Below are 16380 nucleotides of genomic sequence, written 5' to 3' on the forward strand. Positions count from 1 at the left end.
TACTTTAAAATGAAATCCGAAAATTTTGAAACCATAGCGATACGCACTCAAACCGAACGCAGTTCGCACAAAGAACATTCTGCACCAATTTACTTAACATCAAGCTATAAATTTGATGATGCAGAAGAAATGCGGGCTTTGTTTGCGAATGAAAAGGAGGGAAATGTTTACAGTCGCTATTCAAACCCAAACACATCAGAATTTATAGAAAAAATGTGCCTTTTAGAAGGTGCTGAAGATGGTTTCGCTACAGCAACTGGTATGGCAGCTATTTTTACTACGTTTGGTGCTTTTTTAAAAAGTGGCGATCATATTATTTCTAGTCGCTCCGTTTTTGGTTCTACACACCAATTGCTAACCAATGTTTTCTCTAAATGGGGAGTCACTTTTGATTATGCTGATTTAGACAAACCTGAAGATTGGGAAGGTTTAATTAAGCCGAACACTAAAATGATTTTTGTTGAAACGCCATCAAATCCTGGTATCGACATTATTGATTTAGAGTTTCTAGGCGATTTGGCAAAAAAACACAATCAACTTTTAGTCGTTGATAATTGTTTCGCTACTCCATACTTACAACAGCCAATAAAACTGGGTGCTCATATTTCTATTCATTCGGCTACAAAATATATCGACGGACAAGGCCGTGTTTTAGGTGGCGTAATTTTAGGCACCAAAGAATTAATTGCAGAAGTGATAGCTTTTGCCCGCCACAGTGGCCCAGCTTTATCGCCTTTTAATGCTTGGGTTTTATCAAAAAGTTTAGAAACCTTAGCCATACGCATGGATCGTCATTGCGAAAATGCATTAAAAGTGGCTGAGTACCTTGAAAAGCATCCTAGAATTAAGTTGGTGAAATATCCTTTCCTGCCATCGCACCCACAATATGAGATTGCCAAAAAACAAATGAAACAAGGAGGTGGTGTTGTTACCATTGTTGTTGATGGTGGCGTACAAGGGGCAAGCAAATTTATGGATGGATTGAAAATGTTTTCTATTTCCGCCAATCTTGCAGATACACGTTCAATTGCAACGCATCCAGCAACCAGCACACACAGCAAATTAACCGAAGAAGAACGAAACATTGTAGGTATAGAACAGGGTTCCGTTCGCTTATCAATTGGTTTGGAACATATAAATGATATTATTGCAGATATTGAGCAGGCGTTGACCCTGTAGAAAAGCTAAGAGGTGAACTAAAGGCGAGATGGAAAAACAGGTTGGTTTTTCCATCTCGCCTTTTTTAATTTCTAATTTTACATCTCAAAACTTTGAAATGATAGGGCGCTTTAATCTTAAAATCCTATAATCCTAGTCATTACTTACCCTACATCAATGCCTACAAACCAAACGCTCTGTAAATTTGTATCATAAACAAGAAAGGAAATTTATGTCACAGTTTATTTTGCACAAAGAAAACACCAGAGGTCATGCCAATCATGGCTGGTTAAACGCTCATCATTCATTCAGTTTTGCAAACTATTACAATCCTGATAGAATGCATTTTGGAGTTTTAAGAGTTTTAAATGACGACTTAATTGATGGTGGAATGGGTTTTGGTGCGCATCCACACGATAATATGGAAATCATTACGATTCCATTGGCTGGAGCTATTGCACACAAAGATAGCATGGGCAACTCAGCTGTAATTAATGCTGGCGAAATTCAGGTTATGAGTGCGGGTACTGGTGTAAGCCATAGTGAATTTAATGCATTGGAAGATGTTCAGCTAAACTTATTGCAAATCTGGTTGTTTCCAAATAAAAAGAACGTTACTCCACGTTACGACCAAAGAGCTTTAAATGTTGATGCTCGTCACAATAATTTTCAGCAAATTTTATCGCCAAATGCAGATGATGATAACGTTTGGATTCATCAGGATGCTTGGTTCTCACTTGGTAAATTTGATGAAGCATTTGAAACTGAATACAAAATTAAAAAAGCTGGAAATGGAGTGTATGCCTTCGTAATTAGTGGAGAAGTTATCATTGATGGACAAACCCTAAGCAAAAGAGATGCGATTGGTATTTGGGATACTGAAAACATCAGCTTTAAAGCAATTTCTGCTGATGCAGAGGTTCTGTTAATGGATATTCCGATGGAATTTTAAACTCAGTTAAATGTTAAAAGTTGCAGGCTATTGGATTTAAACTTGCAACTTTTAATATTTAGCTTTTAACTCAATTTATATGCAAACTACCATACTTTATATTGGCAGAGATACAGAAATTACCACTGTGATGAATCGCTTACTTAATGCCAGAGCAGAGTGGAAAGGCATTTGCGTTTGTACAGATGAAGAGGCGATTTCAATTTTAGAAACCCAAGATGTTGATTTGATTCTTTTAGGTAATGGTATTGACCAAGATGCAGAGGAAATACTAAAGAAAAATATCTTGTCTATCCAACCGAAGGCTAAAATTATACAACATTATGGTGGTGGAAGTGGATTGCTTTATGGAGAAATTATGACTGCACTGGGCTAACTATAGTTTACCAGGATTACAGGATTTTAGGATGAAGTGAGAAAAATAAAGAAGTCAAGTTAGTCCTGTCATTAAGTAATTCTACCATTCAAGATAATTATTTCTTTTAATTTTTAAACTTATAAAATCCTTTATCAATGCTTATTTTCAATAATTTAATTCTGGATTAATAATTCCACTAACCCTGATTTTTATTGAAAATTAATCCTACAATCCAACAATCCTAAAAATCCTTGTTTAGCTAATATAAGCCCTGTCTTCGTCACTCAAGTCTTTTTTATTTGCGTTAGGATTGTTTTTTTGAATCTCGTCATCATAACTGCTAACTGTTTTCCTAGGTCGGCCGGCAATAAAACCGATTATAAAACCAATAATAATACAAACACCTATTACCAAAAGCTTCGATACTGCAACGGTTGTTACTAAGAAATTGAAATCTACAGGTTCAATATTAAGCATTAAAAATATGGTTAATAATGCGGTTAGGATGATGATAAAAATGGTTTTTCCGTTCATGGTTTTAAAAGCTATAATTAAATGAAAACTCTAATATCGGATTTTGATTGTAAATCTTATTAACAAAAACCAATCTCGCTCCCACATCTACAACAGGTTGATAGCGCAAAATGTTTAAACTACTATTTATTTCTACTCCATAAGTTTTCGGCTGACTAATATCGGTATCTATCCCAATGTTTTCGTAATGACTAAACAAACCTGCTCTGAAATTTCTGATGTAGGCAAGCGAACCCAACTCCCAATCTGGAAATGCAAATGGGAAACGGTAATTGAAAAGCAAAGTATTTTGCAATTTACTCTTCGCTAAAATATTGTTGTAACCATAAACAGTAGAAATTTCTGTAGCATATTGATTTACTCCACTTGCTTTTTGGTAGTTAAAACTTGCAAGGAAGGAATGGTTTTTAGCCAGGCCTGGGAAATAAAAAAAACTTTCTATTGCCATAATTTCGCCACCTAAATTTTTATCAAAAGGCTGGTGATTGTATGTTGCTCTCAGCACCTGTGCCCACTTTGGAGCAATATCTCTCTCAGTTGTACGAACGCTATGGTTGAAGGTGAAATTATATTCCATCGGGAATTTAAGCTCACGAACAAAATTCGCGGGCATGTTTTCGAGTAAGTACCTTTTGGTAAAACTTGTTGCCGCATTTAGTGTAAATGCATAATTGTGGTTTCTCGCGTTAAAAGAAAGTGGAAGTGCTGCATTTAATTTTACATAATTCTCTCGCCAATCGCCTTGCTGTGTAATGTTTTTAGCTCGATAGAACGTTCGTCTGGGTCGGTTGCGATATAGCAAGCTAAAAATCGGATAAAGTGCTTTATAGCTAATGTCTGCCGTGTACTCAAATCTTTTTAAATCGCGGTGGTATTTTGCTCCTGTGTAAAAATCCATCGTGTTCATTAAATTATTTGATTGAAGTTCTAAACCAAAAACATATTCATTATCAATTACCGGAATTATGCTGTGAAAACTGAAAAGATTTAAGGTCTGATTAAATCGTTTTGATTGGAAGGTACTATCCGGTATGTTCTCAAAAACATTGCCTACATTTTCTTGCTTTTCTGCTGCAGATGAAAAATCGGCGAATGAGTATGCACCAACTGATTTTTCGCTAATGGTTTTTTCTGCAATCTCATATCCATTCATTTTATAATCGTTAAAAATGATGTTGCCATCATCAGTTTCTGTCGGATTAAAAGCCCCATATTTAGCACTGCTTATTGCACTTATTTTTTTTGATTTGATGTTTATGCTGTAAATATTATCGATGCCATTGAAGTGAGCATTAAACACAATTTTATCTCCGATAAAAATTGGTCTATTCAGTTGCTGCCTGCTGCCAGAAATGATGTTAATCTTTTTACCATTTTCCAACAGCCACAAACTTTTTCCTTTTTCGCTCACGCTGATGTAGGTAATCCGATTTCCAGTTTTATCAAAACTTGGTGTCTGTAAAATTTCGTTCTCTAGATTCGGATATGTTTTTAAAATCTCTCCAGAATTAGCGTCGATTTCTACGAGATTAAATTGATTGTTCAAGTTAACTTTTGCCGCTATAATTTTTCTTCCATCTTCAGATAGGCTAGGGGAGAAGAGGCGACTTTTACTGCTCAGTTTTTTAAATTTTTTAGTCTTTAAATTATAGCTACAAATCACACTATAACTTCGTTGTTTGTACCTCGGGTCGTAGCGGATTTCATCCCAAACCAAAAGCCCAGTTTTGTAACTAAACCAAGGCTGCTCCTGATAACCAATTCCAAATAATTTTTGTTCGGTTTTATCTTCGTTTATGATGACAAAATAGCGAGCCTGTTGCTTACTTTCTTTGAGTGCCAAAACCTGATTTTTATTAAAGCGAACCGGTAGAAAGTAGTTGGTAGCTAAGAAGGTTTTTTGATTCAGGCTTTCGTACTTTTCAAATGGAATTTTTTGCTCTTGTTCTTTCCATTTCTCAACTAATTTTTCTTGAGTATTTGTGAAATAATTTTTTGTGTTTTTCCCTGTAAATTTTTTTAAGCTTTGCGAAAATGGATAAAGTCTTAAAGGTCTTTTTCTGATGTCGCCAAGTAAACTGTCTGAAATATATTTTCCATATTTTTCTTTCATGTCTGCAACCATTAAATATCCAGTTTGGTAGTAACCTGGAGTTACATCTTTATTCGAACCAAAATATGCCTTACTGTACGAGAACTTTTCTCCTTCAAGTAATGAGGTTCGATAAGGCATAATCCATCTTGGTTGTCTCCCGCGACCCGAGTTGGTTAAGGCAGTTTCTGTTAGTACTGCATCTCCTTCAAAAAACCAAATCGGAATGCCCGCACCCATGTAAGCAAAGTAAACCAATTCTGGAAATGGATGAGTTTGAGTTCCTGTCAATTTGTCAAATTGGGCTACGTGCCTAAGCTCATGTACAGCAAGGTTATTTAGCCAGTCCTGGCTATCAAAATATTGAGGCGGTGTTGCATAGAACTCCGACTTCTTCGGGCCGAGTTGAACAAAGCCATTTGCAATCGTTCCTTGGTTCTGTAGTAGGATGGGAATAGATGTTTTTTGTTGACGTAAACTCAATCCAATTTTTGGGTAAATGAAGGGTAGGGTATTGGCCATTCTTTGAGCATCTTTTTCCAAATCTTTTGGATAGATAATTTTAAAGCCACCTATGTTTATATAGTTCCATTTTACACTAAGTGGGTTTTGATCAGAACTAAAAATCTGTCCAAAAACCGATTGTGAAATAAAACTTAATATAAGTACACTTAAGTAGTTGATAAATAATGTATTGTTGTTTTGATTCAATTTCATTTATATTGATTACTAAAATATTTAGTTTTTCAGTTTTTGTAAATTATAATTTAATTAATTTAAAGTTTGATGTAAATATTATATAAATATGATTAACAGTATCTTATGTATTTTTATTAAACCTTGTAAATCGATATAATTTAGAATTCATTACAGTTGTATTTAGGACTTTTTCGATGCTGTAGGAACAATATGATTTAATAAAATTGTGGTGCTTAAATTACACTAATTAATCGATTTAAAATGAAAATTTCTACAACAAATATGAATGATGTATGCAATAATTGCTGAGTTTACAAGAAATTTTAAACCATTTTCGTCTTTAAAAATTAAGTTATTGCTCACAATTTTTAGTTAGATATTTCCAATTGTTGAATGCGATCCCGGGAGGTATTCAAAATTGAAAAATATGGTTAGGCCTGAATCATTGAGCATATCAAAAACTACATAATCAAAAAGAAGTTTTAATTAGGTGATATTGCTGTAAAGAAGACTAAAATAATTAAATCTAAGTAGTGACGAATTGTCATTTTTTTTGAAGAGACCAATTGTAATTGTCCATTAGAAAATAGAAAACATTCGGATTTTATTTAATTTCTTAGAGCAGTGATGGTTTACAAATGCTGAAATTTTCTTGTATTAAAATAGATTTATGATGGTTGGAATTTGTAATTTCTTAAAGATACATTATTGAATTTTTTTAAATCCAAATTAGAAATTTACGTAAATAAAGGACAATTGCAGTAAGCAAAAATGAATGATAAGTGTGAAAAGCACTACTCAAAACAAGATATTTATCTAATACGAATAGGTTAATCAGCATTAAATTTTACTACTATTTGCCTCAAAATCATCGATACTTTTAGCTTTTAATGGCATTTCTTAAGGATATATGGATACGATAGCTTTAAAATTATTTTTATTCAATAATTTAATCTTTAAAGCGAAAACCTCGTTTAAAGGTCATTCAAGGCGTTATTTGTTGTAAAATATTAAGCTTAATTAAATTCATCACGCTTTCATAAGAATTGGTTTAAAGCACTTAAAATCTCTTATAACTATCGTGTGAAACCTAAATTATTACCAATTCATTCTATGTTTTATTGTCGGGTAATTGGTTTGTATCAAGCTTATTCTAACAATAAAATTAGGGTTGACTTTGCTTGTTTTTATAGATAGGATATAGAAAGATTGAAGTCAAAATAATAGCAGAGCCAATGTAAAATCCAGTAGTCATTTGTTCTTTATCCTTAAAGAAAATGAAGGCTAAAAGGATGCCATAAACTGGCTCTAAATTGGTAACTAATGCAGTGCGAAAAGCTGATAAAGTCCGCATAACAGATACACCAGCAACATAAGCAACTGATGTACAAAGCGTGCCTAAAATTGTTAAATAAATCCAATCGTTTGTACTTAAATTAAAAGGCATATTTACAAATGAGCCATCGTAAAGACGATATAAAGTTATCCAAAATAAACCACCAGAAAGTTCGTAAAATCCTATAATAGAAGGCTCAATTTTTTGTACAAATGTTGAATTAATCGTGGAGAAAATACTAGCTGCAAATGCTGCCGAAAGTCCGAAAATTATGCCTAATGTATATTGACTTTCGAACTTAAATATCATGTAAATACCTGCAATAATTAGTAAACCAACTATAATATCTCCTTTATGTATTGGATGCTTTTTAATTAATGGTTCTAGTATTGCCGTAAATAATGTGAAAGATGATAGGCAGACTAAGGTAACTGAAACTGTAGAAACCTTTATCGCGTGGAAGAAAAATATCCAATGAATGGCTACAACTCCACCCGTTAAAAATAGTTGAATGAATTGTTTTTTTGTAATTTTTATATTGGTTTTAGTAATAGTAAACCAAGCAAATAATGTTAACGAAGCAATCAAAACTCTGTACCAAACCATTGGTACAGCATCAATCGAAATCATTTTACCAAGCACTCCGGTAAAGCCCCAAACGAAAACGGTAAGATGAAGGATTAGTAAGTTTTTTTTATTCGCATCCATTACTTAGGGGCACGTTTTAGTAGGTAAAAACCTAACAATCCAAACACAATTGTTGGTGATAAAACGGCAATAAAAGGAGGTAAGCCTCCCTTGGTAGAAAACATTTGTGTGAATTGATTAAATACGATGTATGCGAAGCTGATAAATATCCCAATACCTAACGAAACACCAACGCCACCACGTACTTTTCTTGAAGATAATGCAACACCAATTAAGGTAAGTACAAAGGCTGATAATGGATGTATGTAACGTTTATATTGTTCGAACATTAAATCGTTCATAATCCCCGTTCCACGTATTTTTTCTTTTCTGATTTTCTCTGCCAGTTCGTGGGTTGAAAGGTTTTGTACTACGTTATCATAAGCCGAAAAATCATCAGGACGCATATCTAAAATGGTATCTTTTAACTTACCATTCCCATAAATCATCGTTTCTTTAAGCCCATCAATTTTTCTGATGGAGTAGTTGCTCAGCTGCCATTTTCGTTTTGTAGAATCCCATTTAATGTTATCAGCAATTATTTTTTTTGTAAGCACATCACCATCAAAATTATCCAGTGAAAAGCGATATCCATAATTGGTTTTGTTATCAAAACTTTGAATGTAGATATAGGTTTTATTATCCAACTTCATATGAATGTTTGATTTTGTTGATGGATCGTTCCGTTTAACAAAATTATTTTCGAAGCTGTTTTTTAAAGTATTTGTATAAGGAAGAATGTAAAGGTTCGAAACTAAATTGGCCGAAAAGATTATTGTTGCGGAGATAAAGTAGGGCCACAAAAATCTGTTAAAACTTACTCCGCCACTTAAAATTGGAACAATCTCCGTTTGATCGGCCATTTTCGCAGTAAAAAATATAACCGCAATAAAGTTAATTAAAGGAGAAAGCATGTTGATGTAAAATGGGATGGATCCGGCATAGTATTTAGACAAAACACCCCAAAAGCCCAAACCACTTTTTAAAAAGTCATCAAGCTTTTCTGATAAATCGAAAACGATAATTATAATAACAAAAATAGCTAGGGTATAAATAAAAGTGCCCAGGTATTTGCCAATAATATATCGGTCGATAATTTTTATTCTGCTTGTTATGAAATTCATGTTATAGCTTATTGCCTAGTACTTTAACCATTTGGTTTTTCCATTCGTAAAACTCGCCGCTTATAATTTTTTCTCTGGCTTGCTTAACCAACCACAGATAAAAATGCAGATTATGTAAGGTAGCAATTTGTGCGCCAAGCATTTCTTTGCTATGTACCAAGTGTCTAAGGTAAGCTTTGCTTGTTACCAAATCAACATGCAAATCGCTATCAGGTTCAATTGGCGAAAAATCATTTTCCCACTTTTTATTGCGAATGTTAATAATACCATTTTTTGTGAATAACATACCATTTCGGGCATTTCTGGTTGGCATTACACAATCAAACATATCAATACCCAAGGCAATGTTTTCCAAAATATTAATTGGCGTACCAACGCCCATTAAATAACGCGGTTTTTCGTAGGGCAATATGTCGCAGACTACTTCAGTCATGGCATACATTTCTTCGGCAGGTTCGCCTACTGACAAACCACCAATCGCATTGCCCTCACGATCCATACTTGCAATAAATTCTGCTGATTTTACCCTTAAATCTTTATATACAGAACCTTGTACAATAGGGAAAAGGGTTTGGTCAAATCCATATTTTGGTTGGGTATTATCAAAACGAGTACAGCAACGCTTTAACCAGCGATGCGTCATTTTGATGGATTCAGCCGCATATTTATAGTCGCAAGGATATGGTGTGCATTCATCAAAAGCCATAATAATATCAGCTCCTATGGTTCGTTGGATATCCATTGCATACTCGGGGGTAAAAAGGTGTTTGGAGCCATCAATATGAGAATTAAAAGTAACGCCTTCCTCTTTAATTTTACGTACTTTACTTAAAGAATAAACTTGGTAACCACCACTATCTGTTAAAATTGGTCTGTCCCAACCTATAAATTTATGCAAGCCGCCTGCTTTTTCCAACGTATCTAAACCCGGTCTTAAATAAAGGTGATACGTATTGCCTAAAATTATTTGTGCATTAATATCTTGTTCTAATTCTCGCTGATGAACCGCCTTAACTGTTCCTGCAGTACCAACGGGCATAAAAATTGGGGTTTGTATTTCGCCATGAGCAGTAGTAACTGTTCCGGCTCTGGCTTTGGAAAGTGGATCTTTAGCCTGTAAAGTAAATTTCATCTGTAGTGTATAAATTGTTGATGGAAAGACGAATCCCTATAAATAAAACGATCACAGAGCGTTATTAGGCATTATCTATCGTCGAAAAATCTGCCAAAAATAACAAAATTTGAGGGTTTATTTTTGTTTAATTTTTTATCAACATAAAAGTGTATTACAGATTAAAAATGAGAAATTTGCGCCTATTTATTTTGATACTGTGATATTAACCTTAACCGAGATTTGTTTACTTTCTGCATTAGCTGTTTGTTTGATTGTACAATTGTATTTTGTTCTGTTTGTACATTTAAAACTTGCTAAAGTTGCTGTAGAAGATTTACCACAATCGGCTAAATTTCCAGTAAGCGTTATTATTTGTGGAAGAAATGAAATTGACAATCTTAAACAATATTTACCATCGATATTAAATCAAAACTATCCGGATTTTGAGGTGGTGGTTGTTAATGATAGATCTTGGGATGGCACGGAAGAATATTTAGAACAACTAGAAACTCAGCATCCTAATCTTAAAATTGTAAAGATTTTAGACAATGATAAATTCATCGCAGGGAAAAAATTTGCAGTAACAATGGGAATTAAAGCTGCAAAAAACGAGTGGCTGGTTTTTACAGATGCAGACTGTGTACCCGAAAGCGATAATTGGTTAATGTACATGCAGCAACCCGTAGATGAACAAACGGAGATTGTTTTAGGTTATTCGCCATATTTAAAAAAGCGAAGCTTATTAAATTCACTTATCCGTTTCGAAACATTTTTTACTGCGGTAAATTATCTTTCTTTTGCTTTAAAAGGCATGCCATATATGGGCGTAGGTAGAAATTTGGCGTATAAAAAATCTCTTTTTTTTAAAAATAAAGGCTTTGCAGCTCACATGCATATACCATCTGGCGATGATGATTTATTTGTAAACGCCCATGCTACTGCTCGCAACACAGCAATCAGAATAAATAAAGAAAGCCAAATGTGGAGCGAACCCAACAAAACCTGGGCAGGCTATCTACGACAAAAGAAACGTCATTTTGGTGCCGGTAAGTTTTATAAGCCAAAGCATAAGTTTATTCTTAGCCTGCAAATTATAATCCAATTTTTATTTTACGCTATTTTTGCAGCATGTATGTTTTTAAGTAACGAAGCAAGATATATAGCAGTCGGCACATTATTTTTTAGCATAATTATAAGATGCATGATTTATCCAAAACTCCTGAAACGTTTAAATTATAGTGATTTACGTTGGTGGTTCCCAATTTTAGATATACTTTTGTTCTTCTTTTTGATGCTTAACGGCTTTTTATCCATGTTTGGAAAAAAGAAAGTAAGCTGGAAATAATTTTAAATTATACACAATAACAACATGTCCGAAATAAAGCCTGATATAATTTTTGAATATTTCCCTGATTTAACGGAAAAACAAAAAGAGCAATTTTCGCAATTATTTGATTTATATAGTTACTGGAATGCCCAAATAAATGTTATTTCTAGAAAGGATATTGAAGAGTTGTATGAGCGCCATGTACTGCATTCGTTAGCAATTGCAAAAGTTTGCAACTTTAAAGCAGGAGAAAGTATATTAGATGTTGGTACAGGAGGCGGTTTTCCTGGAATTCCACTGGCCATCTTATTTCCCGAAACACAATTCTATTTGGTAGATTCCATCGGCAAAAAGATAAAGGTAGTTAAAGAGGTAGCTTCTGCTTTGGGTTTAGATAATCTAAAGGCCGAACATTTAAGAGCTGAACAGGTTAAAGAAAAGTTTAATTTTATAATTTCCAGAGCGGTAACTCGTTTAGGAGATTTTTATCCATGGATACAAGGTAAGTTCAAAAAAGATTCTTTAAATGCCATTCCGAATGGGATATTATATTTGAAAGGTGGCGATTTGGCCGAAGAGATAAAAGAATCAAAATTGAAGGCAGAGTTATATCCGCTATCCGATTATTTTGAAGAAGATTTTTTCGATACCAAATATGTGGTATATGTACCGCAATAAATAGGTTTAATTGCTTATTATCATGCTCTATTATCTCCTAAAATATTTCTAAAAACCACTGCAACTTATAGATCTTTTATTAATTACAACCTTTTGTATTGCTTGTTGTTATTAAAACAAAAATAAATATATGTGGGTTTTATGGGCAGTGCTAGCGGCAATATCGGCGGCACTCGTAATTGTATTAACTAAGGCTGGCTTAAAGAATGTAGATTCTAGTCTTGCATTTGCAATACAAGCGGTGTTGATTTTATTGATTACATGGGCTGTAGTAATTTACCAGGGCAATTTTAACGAATGGAAAAACATCGAAAAAAATGCCTGGATTTTTTTATTGGCAGCTGGTGTTTTCACGTCGCTTTCCACATTATTTTCATATAAAGCTTTATCATTAGGCTCCGCATCTGCAGTGGCAACAATAGAACGTTCCTCGTTGGTAATTGCCATTGTTTTATCTGTTATATTTTTAAAAGAAAAACTAACCTGGCAGATTGTAATTGGAGGTACGGCTATGGTTGCCGGTGCTTTGCTAATCGCTCTATCAGATAATGGCGAATAACCTAACCTGAATTTAGTTTTCTGAACTAATACAATTTTGAAGGCATCCCGTTTTCTGTATCAGGGTCGTTTTCTCCGTTTTCTTGCATTTTATTTAAGGACAATTCATGGCTTAAATTCTCAGGCTGTGTTGTATTTCTGTGAAACATACCTCTATCGAAGTTATGGTGATTATAAAACGTATTCCTGTCGAATGCTACAGTTGCCTGCTCCATTCTTAGCGCTGCAGGGCTGCCAACTACATCTCTAATTAAAACCTCTATTTCTTCACCAAAGCTTTCCTTATTATATTTCGGCCAAGCTCTGAATTGCTCCGTGTGAATATCTGGTAGTGTAACTTGATCATTTTCAGTATGTAATCTGGCTAAACCAATCGGAACCGCAACACTGGTTTCTTCATTCAATACGCCAGTTCCTTCGAGTTCAACAATAATGTATCGTACGGCCTGACTAGACGGGTCGAACAACAGTTCTCTTACTGATCCAATATGAGCGTTGCTCTCATTTTTTACTTCCCAACCAATAATATTCGGCTCGTTTCCTACAATTTGAAAATCGCTTTTAGAAAGTTCTTGTAAGTTATTGTGGTTATATTCTTTATCAGACATATTTAATATTTAGAAATTATAAATACAGTAGGAAGCGTTGTTATTGTTGAAGATTTATCTAAACTCATTTTACTGAAATTGATATTTGAAGTATTCAATTTGGCGTTGGAGATAGAATCTGCAGATGATGTTTCACCATTACTATTGTATCTGTTAAATATTAAAACAGCTAATGCGATAAGTAATAAAATTATTAATAACCAAACCCACCAAGGGCGTTGTGGTTTTCGTTCAACTTCAAGATGTGCCATATTTTAGTTATAAATCTCATTTACATTTATGAGACATGTGTAGAACATTAAGCTAAAAGAAAGGTTTGCGAAAAAATAGCTTTAGGTTTTAATGATGGTATAAGAAAATCGATAAAACTTTAGCTGAAAAAATATGTTGGAGGTGTATAAATAATAATTATGGAAAGCTTTAACATCACAGTAAACAATACAGAATATTTAATTGAACCTCAGGATAATGGTACCTACAGAATAATGGATGGTGAAGAAAAGATCGGTGTAATATACGCTGAACCTGTAGATGAAGGATCAGAATGGAGAACTTTAGATGATCTTGATTCTGAATTTGTATCAGCTATTGGAGAACTAATCAAAAGCCACAATAATTAATCTTTGCGCTCAACAAAAAATTATCATTAATACAAGTATTATCTTTTAAATCGAAAAAAGTCTGCTAAACAATAAAGATAGCAGACTTTTTTTTATCAATATATTTCTGACGTAGGACTATGAATCTAATCCTCTTCCAGTTTTGTGCTGTAATTCATCAATTCGTTTTGAAGCTTCGGATTTCGAAAGCTTTTCGTTAAATTCTTCTCCAGCTTCATCAGAGAGTGTTTTTAAATATGATTCTTGTGCACCTGTCATAGGTTCATCTCCTGTTGTCCACTCATCAGGATCTTTAATCGCATTAGAACCTTTAATGTCCGTACTTTTTTGGTTGTTATCCTCTTGCTCATCGAACAAGCCTTGCTCATCTTTATTTATCATGATCTTATAATTTAGTTTCTATAAATAAACACCAGGTAACATACCATTGTTTTAATGTGCAATGCTTGTTCCTAACCATTAAAGTTGTATAAGAAATTTATTTGCGCTATTTAATATTCTATTATGTTTATCTGAAGATTAATAATACAACGAGCAAATTACATTGTAATCGATAAACTATTTTTAGCTCATGGTGTTAGTATTAAAAAAAAGCACTTTGGAAAATTCACACCCTCAAGATCTTGCTGCATTGGTTTACAATAAGTTAAAAATCAATAAGGACATGGCTTCTTTACCTGGTTTAAAGGTATTGGAAGAACTGTTCGATTGCCTTTTTTATGCAAGTATGTGTAAGGAAGAGAGTGAATTGGTTAAGGTTACAATTACTTTTATCGATCCTAAAAATCCAGATCCTAATCCTCCCGTTTACATTGTTCCAGAGCGATGGAGCTTCATTGCATTCGATAAGCCTGTTGCAATGACGACAAAAGCTTTAGCGAAGCTATCCAAAGCTGCCGATCCTTCGTCTTCTACGTTAGCGGTTTATTTTGGTGATGACAATAAACTCTATGTTTGGGGTATGATAGATCAAGCGATGCACTATCAAAACTTCCTTAATTATGAGTCTGAAACAGATTCTGAGCAACCAGGACTTTTTCAGGTTTCGGTTAGCGATATAGGTACGCTCCATGTTCTTTTTGATTACGAATTACTAGCCACATTGAAGCAAAATGTCTTAGTAAAAAGATATCCGGATGTTTTAACAATCGGTCCGATTTCTAAAATATTGAAAAAGAATGCCGAGTTTTTAAAAACTGCAATAAAGGATTATTTATTAGCGAAACATCCATTAGAGCCTTATACAGAATGGGAAAATTTTTTAGATAATCTTTGGATTCAAACATTTTCAAGGATGCTGATAAAAATACAAGATTATCAACATGGAGGTGCGATTTTGATTGCCGATGATAGTATCGATTTAGATGTTAAATACCGAATTCATTATGAAAGATTAACATTAGCTATGATTGCCCATGCGAAAGCAGCAATTGATAATTACATTTCTGAATCGGAAATTCAAAATAATTTTAAAGCAGGAAGGCGTTCAGTTAGTAAGCAATCTTACGTTGCCGAACTACAATCTACACATCAAAAAAAGGGAACAAATGATTAAATTAAAGGCGCAATAAGTTTCATTTCATCACAAAGTTGCGTGGATGGAGTTGTGTTATTTAATAGAAATATGGTAGCTAACGGATTTGGAGGTGTACTTCGTGCTAAAAAAATGCCAGGCAAAATTTATATTTCACAAACTGCAACTGCAAATTCAAAATCACTTATTCCTCATGACCCTAAGCATTATGGAACCCGACACCGCTCTATGATTGCTTATTGTTGGAATCATCCAACGGCACTTGGGTTAGTTATTTCGCAAGATGGAGATATTCGAGTATTTACAAGGGTAGAGGATAAGCTAATTATGTGGGAGAATATTAAAACACAACAGTATTTAAGAAATAAATCTCAACGTAAAATGCAGGTTTAAAACTTCATAAAGTGCTAGACGTGCCCAGGAGTTGCTAAATGCATCAAAATACTTGTTAATCAAACATTTATATGAGTTGTTCGTTAATCATACATAACCTCAACTATAAATGATTCACGTTTCCAAAAATACCAATGCAGCTATACTTGACCGTGTAAAAAAAGGAGATGTGATAAGTTTTGCTAATGGTAAATCAGGAGAAGTCTTAGCCGTGCAGATACTAGAACATAGCACTCAAAAAGAATACTACTACAAAATTAAAAATGACGGAATTGTATTAGTCATTAAATAAAAATAATAAAAATCGATTTGTGTTTTAAACAAATCCGACCTCGTCAAATAAAATTTATCTATAACTTTTCATAGTCTCTAGGCATTGGTTCTGCCGAGTAATAACCATAAAGCATAATACAGAGAGAGATAATATAGAAGGAACCAACAATTGAAAGGAATGTGCTCATAAAAATAATTATTTGGTTAATATTACTATAACGTTAAGGTAATGAGAATTATTTTAACATCAAGAATTATTTTCTAATGTATTGGAATGATTACAAAATTCTATAAACAGAACTTAATAAAATCTTCCTTAAATAACTCAATATACG

18 protein-coding genes are annotated in these 16380 nt (G+C 33.7%); 10 read left to right on the forward strand and 8 right to left on the reverse strand.

Annotated elements, in window-relative coordinates; all coding sequences use genetic code 11:
• Window positions 1-9 precede the first annotated feature (9 nt).
• The 3 genes from metZ to ACFOWA_RS03115 all read left to right on the forward strand — a co-directional run bounded on the left by metZ (window position 10) and on the right by ACFOWA_RS03115 (window position 2486).
• Window positions 10-1179, forward strand: a complete 1170-nt coding sequence (metZ, locus tag ACFOWA_RS03105; protein ID WP_378981678.1) for an O-succinylhomoserine sulfhydrylase — start codon at window positions 10-12, stop codon at window positions 1177-1179.
• Between the two features lie 211 nt (window positions 1180-1390).
• Window positions 1391-2110: a pirin family protein gene (locus tag ACFOWA_RS03110; protein WP_378981680.1), complete on the forward strand. Its 720-nt coding sequence runs from the start codon at window positions 1391-1393 to the stop codon at window positions 2108-2110.
• Between the two features lie 79 nt (window positions 2111-2189).
• Window positions 2190-2486: a hypothetical protein gene (locus ACFOWA_RS03115; protein ID WP_378981682.1), complete on the forward strand. Its 297-nt coding sequence runs from the start codon at window positions 2190-2192 to the stop codon at window positions 2484-2486.
• 237 nt (window positions 2487-2723) lie between these two features.
• On the opposite strand, the gene ACFOWA_RS03120 is transcribed toward ACFOWA_RS03115, so the two are convergent.
• The 5 genes from ACFOWA_RS03120 to tgt form a co-directional block, all read right to left on the reverse strand.
• Window positions 2724-3002, reverse strand: coding sequence for a hypothetical protein (locus ACFOWA_RS03120; protein WP_378981684.1), 279 nt, complete (start codon window positions 3000-3002; stop codon window positions 2724-2726).
• Window positions 3003-3006: 4 nt separating this feature from the next.
• Window positions 3007-5811, reverse strand: coding sequence for a TolB family protein (locus tag ACFOWA_RS03125; protein WP_378981686.1), 2805 nt, complete (start codon window positions 5809-5811; stop codon window positions 3007-3009).
• 1147 nt (window positions 5812-6958) lie between these two features.
• Window positions 6959-7837: a DMT family transporter gene (locus tag ACFOWA_RS03130; protein ID WP_378981688.1), complete on the reverse strand. Its 879-nt coding sequence runs from the start codon at window positions 7835-7837 to the stop codon at window positions 6959-6961.
• The gene (locus ACFOWA_RS03135; RefSeq protein WP_378981690.1) at window positions 7837-8940 is read right to left on the reverse strand and encodes an LptF/LptG family permease; all 1104 of its coding nucleotides are present in this window, start codon (window positions 8938-8940) and stop codon (window positions 7837-7839) included. The genes ACFOWA_RS03130 and ACFOWA_RS03135 overlap by 1 nt, the downstream gene beginning before the upstream one ends.
• A gap of 1 nt (window position 8941) precedes the next feature.
• On the reverse strand, window positions 8942-10072 hold the full coding sequence (tgt, locus tag ACFOWA_RS03140) for a tRNA guanosine(34) transglycosylase Tgt (protein WP_378981692.1): 1131 nt from the start codon (window positions 10070-10072) through the stop codon (window positions 8942-8944).
• A 199-nt stretch (window positions 10073-10271) separates the two neighbouring features.
• Between tgt and ACFOWA_RS03145 the strand changes: the two genes are divergently transcribed.
• From ACFOWA_RS03145 to ACFOWA_RS03155, 3 genes are all read left to right on the forward strand, one after another.
• Window positions 10272-11399 (forward strand): glycosyltransferase, encoded by a 1128-nt coding sequence (locus tag ACFOWA_RS03145; RefSeq protein WP_378981694.1) that lies wholly within the window; start codon window positions 10272-10274, stop codon window positions 11397-11399.
• Window positions 11400-11423: 24 nt separating this feature from the next.
• On the forward strand, window positions 11424-12059 hold the full coding sequence (rsmG, locus tag ACFOWA_RS03150) for a 16S rRNA (guanine(527)-N(7))-methyltransferase RsmG (RefSeq protein ID WP_378981696.1): 636 nt from the start codon (window positions 11424-11426) through the stop codon (window positions 12057-12059).
• Window positions 12060-12189: 130 nt separating this feature from the next.
• Window positions 12190-12618, forward strand: a complete 429-nt coding sequence (locus ACFOWA_RS03155) for an EamA family transporter (RefSeq protein ID WP_378981698.1) — start codon at window positions 12190-12192, stop codon at window positions 12616-12618.
• Between the two features lie 25 nt (window positions 12619-12643).
• Here ACFOWA_RS03155 and ACFOWA_RS03160 read toward each other — a convergent pair whose 3' ends face one another.
• Window positions 12644-13225, reverse strand: coding sequence for a PRC-barrel domain-containing protein (locus ACFOWA_RS03160; RefSeq protein WP_378981700.1), 582 nt, complete (start codon window positions 13223-13225; stop codon window positions 12644-12646).
• 2 nt (window positions 13226-13227) lie between these two features.
• Entirely contained in the window at window positions 13228-13476 is a 249-nt protein-coding gene (locus tag ACFOWA_RS03165; protein ID WP_378981702.1) for a hypothetical protein, read from the reverse strand.
• A 159-nt stretch (window positions 13477-13635) separates the two neighbouring features.
• Here ACFOWA_RS03165 and ACFOWA_RS03170 point away from each other — a divergent pair, with 159 nt between their 5' ends.
• Window positions 13636-13845 (forward strand): hypothetical protein, encoded by a 210-nt coding sequence (locus ACFOWA_RS03170; protein ID WP_378981704.1) that lies wholly within the window; start codon window positions 13636-13638, stop codon window positions 13843-13845.
• A 117-nt stretch (window positions 13846-13962) separates the two neighbouring features.
• Here the strand turns inward: ACFOWA_RS03170 and ACFOWA_RS03175 are convergent, their stop codons facing one another.
• Window positions 13963-14226, reverse strand: coding sequence for a DUF3072 domain-containing protein (locus ACFOWA_RS03175; protein WP_378981706.1), 264 nt, complete (start codon window positions 14224-14226; stop codon window positions 13963-13965).
• Window positions 14227-14443: 217 nt separating this feature from the next.
• Here ACFOWA_RS03175 and ACFOWA_RS03180 point away from each other — a divergent pair, with 217 nt between their 5' ends.
• The 3 genes from ACFOWA_RS03180 to ACFOWA_RS03190 all read left to right on the forward strand — a co-directional run bounded on the left by ACFOWA_RS03180 (window position 14444) and on the right by ACFOWA_RS03190 (window position 16064).
• Window positions 14444-15400, forward strand: coding sequence for a putative sensor domain DACNV-containing protein (locus tag ACFOWA_RS03180; RefSeq protein WP_378981708.1), 957 nt, complete (start codon window positions 14444-14446; stop codon window positions 15398-15400).
• A 69-nt stretch (window positions 15401-15469) separates the two neighbouring features.
• Entirely contained in the window at window positions 15470-15772 is a 303-nt protein-coding gene (locus tag ACFOWA_RS03185; RefSeq protein WP_378981710.1) for a hypothetical protein, read from the forward strand.
• Between the two features lie 109 nt (window positions 15773-15881).
• Window positions 15882-16064 carry a hypothetical protein gene (locus tag ACFOWA_RS03190; protein WP_378981712.1) on the forward strand — a complete coding sequence of 61 codons (183 nt, stop codon included), beginning with the start codon at window positions 15882-15884 and terminating at the stop codon, window positions 16062-16064.
• Window positions 16065-16380: the final 316 nt, after the last annotated feature.

Source organism: Pedobacter lithocola (assembly GCF_042650845.1).
GTDB lineage: Bacteria > Bacteroidota > Bacteroidia > Sphingobacteriales > Sphingobacteriaceae > Pedobacter > Pedobacter lithocola.

Excerpts from the sequence above, each read along its gene's own strand:
- metZ (WP_378981678.1), top strand. The coding sequence starts at position 10 with ATGAAATCCGAAAATTTTGAAACCATAGCGATACGCACTCAAACCGAA.
- ACFOWA_RS03110 (WP_378981680.1), top strand. The coding sequence starts at position 1,391 with ATGTCACAGTTTATTTTGCACAAAGAAAACACCAGAGGTCATGCCAAT.
- ACFOWA_RS03115 (WP_378981682.1), top strand. The coding sequence starts at position 2,190 with ATGCAAACTACCATACTTTATATTGGCAGAGATACAGAAATTACCACT.
- ACFOWA_RS03120 (WP_378981684.1), bottom strand. The coding sequence starts at position 3,002 with ATGAACGGAAAAACCATTTTTATCATCATCCTAACCGCATTATTAACC.
- ACFOWA_RS03125 (WP_378981686.1), bottom strand. The coding sequence starts at position 5,811 with ATGAAATTGAATCAAAACAACAATACATTATTTATCAACTACTTAAGT.
- ACFOWA_RS03130 (WP_378981688.1), bottom strand. The coding sequence starts at position 7,837 with ATGGATGCGAATAAAAAAAACTTACTAATCCTTCATCTTACCGTTTTC.
- ACFOWA_RS03135 (WP_378981690.1), bottom strand. The coding sequence starts at position 8,940 with ATGAATTTCATAACAAGCAGAATAAAAATTATCGACCGATATATTATT.
- tgt (WP_378981692.1), bottom strand. The coding sequence starts at position 10,072 with ATGAAATTTACTTTACAGGCTAAAGATCCACTTTCCAAAGCCAGAGCC.
- rsmG (WP_378981696.1), top strand. The coding sequence starts at position 11,424 with ATGTCCGAAATAAAGCCTGATATAATTTTTGAATATTTCCCTGATTTA.
- ACFOWA_RS03155 (WP_378981698.1), top strand. The coding sequence starts at position 12,190 with ATGTGGGTTTTATGGGCAGTGCTAGCGGCAATATCGGCGGCACTCGTA.
- ACFOWA_RS03160 (WP_378981700.1), bottom strand. The coding sequence starts at position 13,225 with ATGTCTGATAAAGAATATAACCACAATAACTTACAAGAACTTTCTAAA.
- ACFOWA_RS03165 (WP_378981702.1), bottom strand. The coding sequence starts at position 13,476 with ATGGCACATCTTGAAGTTGAACGAAAACCACAACGCCCTTGGTGGGTT.
- ACFOWA_RS03170 (WP_378981704.1), top strand. The coding sequence starts at position 13,636 with ATGGAAAGCTTTAACATCACAGTAAACAATACAGAATATTTAATTGAA.
- ACFOWA_RS03175 (WP_378981706.1), bottom strand. The coding sequence starts at position 14,226 with ATGATAAATAAAGATGAGCAAGGCTTGTTCGATGAGCAAGAGGATAAC.
- ACFOWA_RS03185 (WP_378981710.1), top strand. The coding sequence starts at position 15,470 with ATGGTAGCTAACGGATTTGGAGGTGTACTTCGTGCTAAAAAAATGCCA.
- ACFOWA_RS03190 (WP_378981712.1), top strand. The coding sequence starts at position 15,882 with ATGATTCACGTTTCCAAAAATACCAATGCAGCTATACTTGACCGTGTA.